A 2,330-nucleotide genomic window follows, 5' to 3' on the forward strand; every position below is an offset into this window, starting at 1 on the left:
GCATCGGATTCAGTGTTTTTTCTGCCTTTTCCTTCCCATTTGGAATAAAAACAGTGACCTTCAGTCCTTTTTCCCAGGCATACTGCCTGCGCACATCTTCCACTGCTTCATGGATCATCTTCCTTGGCACAGAATTGATTGCCGCTGCACCCACAGGCTGATCAAGCCCTGGTTTTGTCACGCGTCCGACGCCCATTCCGCCATCTATGAGAATTGTTTCTCCTTCTGTTTTCTCAACAGCTGCACATATGAGCAGTCCATTCGTAATATCCGGGTCATCTCCGGCATCTTTTATCATTCCGCACTTCACGCAATTTTCACTGCATTCCAGGAACTCAGTTTCAAGAATAATATGCTCGCCTCCCGGAAGCTGCAGGGAAACATCCCTGCAAATTTCGCCGCTCAACAAAGTAACCGCGGCGGCTTTGGCAGCAGCTGCCGCACATGTTCCGGTTGTATAGCCGCATCTTAATTCCTGCTGACCTTTGATGACTGTTTTCCTCCTGTAATCAATCATGCTTTTTTATTATTGGCCTTTGTTTTATGCACTGAGGCTTTCTTGACTTTTGCAGGATTTTTCTGCACAGAATAGCCAAACTTGCCGATGTAACGTCCTAATCCGTAATATTGCCCGTGTGAATACACAATCGGTTTCGCTTTGATAAGATCAAACTTGCCCTTTTCATCCATATAGGCCTCATCAGCATAAACACCTTTGACATTGGCAATAAACATATCATGACTGCCAAGTTCTTCTATTCTCACAACTTCACAGGCAATACATACCGGGCTCTCTTTGATCATTGGTGCCCATGACAGCATCCCCATCTCAGGGGTCAGATGCATCTCCTCGAATTTGTTCAAATCCTTTCCTGATTTCACACCACAGTAATCTGTTGCAAATGCCAATGCCTCTGTTGTCAGATTAATATAAAATTCTCCGGTTTCCTCTAGCATATGATGTGAATATCTGTTTTTTCTTACAGAAACGTACACCATCGCAGGATCCGAACAGATTGTTCCTGTCCATGCAACCGTCAGCACATTATAATTGCCGGCTTTATCCCCGCAGGATACCAGAACAGCCGGCAGCGGATACAGCATATTTCCCGGCTTCCACAATTGTTTGCTCATTTTCTCTGCCTTTCTATTGTTCGTGACTTCATTCAACACTTGCAGCAATTAAGACTGAAATGCCTGCATTAATGTTGGTACTACCTGTTTCTTACGCGATACAACGCCTTCCATAATGACCGTATTGCCCTGAACCGGACAACCACTGTAAGATGCAACGCCTGTCAATGCATCCGGTCCTACACAGATCAATGTTGTCGACTCCTGAAGGATATCTGTCAGCATGAAGAAAAGCATATTCAATCCGGTCTCCGAACGTACTTTCTCCATGAATTCTGTCAACCTGTCGACAATTGCCGTCAGTTCATCATGATCCATTGAACTGATCTGACCAATTCCATAAGAAATATCTCCGGATTTGAATTTTTTGAAATCCTGATAAAAAATTTCTTCTGTTGTCTTTTTGCTGAGATTGCTTCCCGCTGCAAACATTGCCTTGGCATGTGCCTCAGTTTCTATCCCTGCTATAGCTGCCAGTTCTTCTGCTGCAATCTTGTCGATGGCCGTACAGGTTGGCGAACGATATAAAAGCGTATCTGAAATAATAGCCGAGCACATCAAACCTGCAATCTTTTCAGGAATCTCCATCTTTTTCTCCTTAAACATCATATAAATGATGGTAGCTGTACATCCTACCGGCTGATTTCTGAACATAATCGGACGAATGGTTTCCACAAATCCGAGCTTATGATGATCAACGATTTCTTCTATTTCTGCTTCATGCAGTCCGTCTACAGCTTGTCCGCTCTCATTATGATCCACGAGAATGACCTTTTTCTTATCCATTTCCAACAAGCTGTGACGCGTCATCATTCCGACAAGTCTGCCCTCACTATCCAGGACCGGATAATCTCTATAACGCATCTTAGCCATGATACTGCGAATTTCTTCCGTGTAATCATCGGTTCTGAAATAAGTCAGATTATTCTTGATCATAAAATAGCCAATCGGGATACTCTGATTCAAAAGCCTTGCAGTGATAAATGTGTCATACGCAGTTCTTAAAATAATGCAGTTCTTTTCCTCTGCCAGCTGTATAATCGCCGGTGAAACCTCACATCCGATACTGATGATCAGACACGCCGCCTGCATTTCAATCGCACACAGCTGAGATTCGTAGCGATCCCCCATAATGACCATATCGCCGGCTTCAATGGATTCCTCCATCAGATCAGGATTTGCAGCTGCAACAATTA

At 43.9% G+C, this 2,330-nt stretch carries 3 protein-coding genes; all 3 read right to left on the reverse strand.

The annotated features are described in order from the left end of the window. On the reverse strand, window positions 1-517 hold a 517-nt coding region (locus WMO25_RS17215), incomplete at its 3' end, for a cobalt-precorrin-5B (C(1))-methyltransferase (RefSeq protein ID WP_349086399.1). Continuing rightward, entirely contained in the window at window positions 514-1,134 is a 621-nt protein-coding gene (locus WMO25_RS17220; RefSeq protein WP_117527385.1) for a flavin reductase family protein, read from the reverse strand. The genes WMO25_RS17215 and WMO25_RS17220, both read right to left, overlap by 4 nt. Window positions 1,135-1,182: 48 nt before the next feature. Beyond that, a partial coding sequence (locus tag WMO25_RS17225; protein ID WP_349086402.1) for a putative manganese-dependent inorganic diphosphatase occupies window positions 1,183-2,330 on the reverse strand: 1,148 nt, incomplete at its 5' end.

Source organism: Coprococcus intestinihominis, from assembly GCF_040096555.1.
GTDB lineage: Bacteria > Bacillota > Clostridia > Lachnospirales > Lachnospiraceae > Coprococcus_A > Coprococcus_A intestinihominis.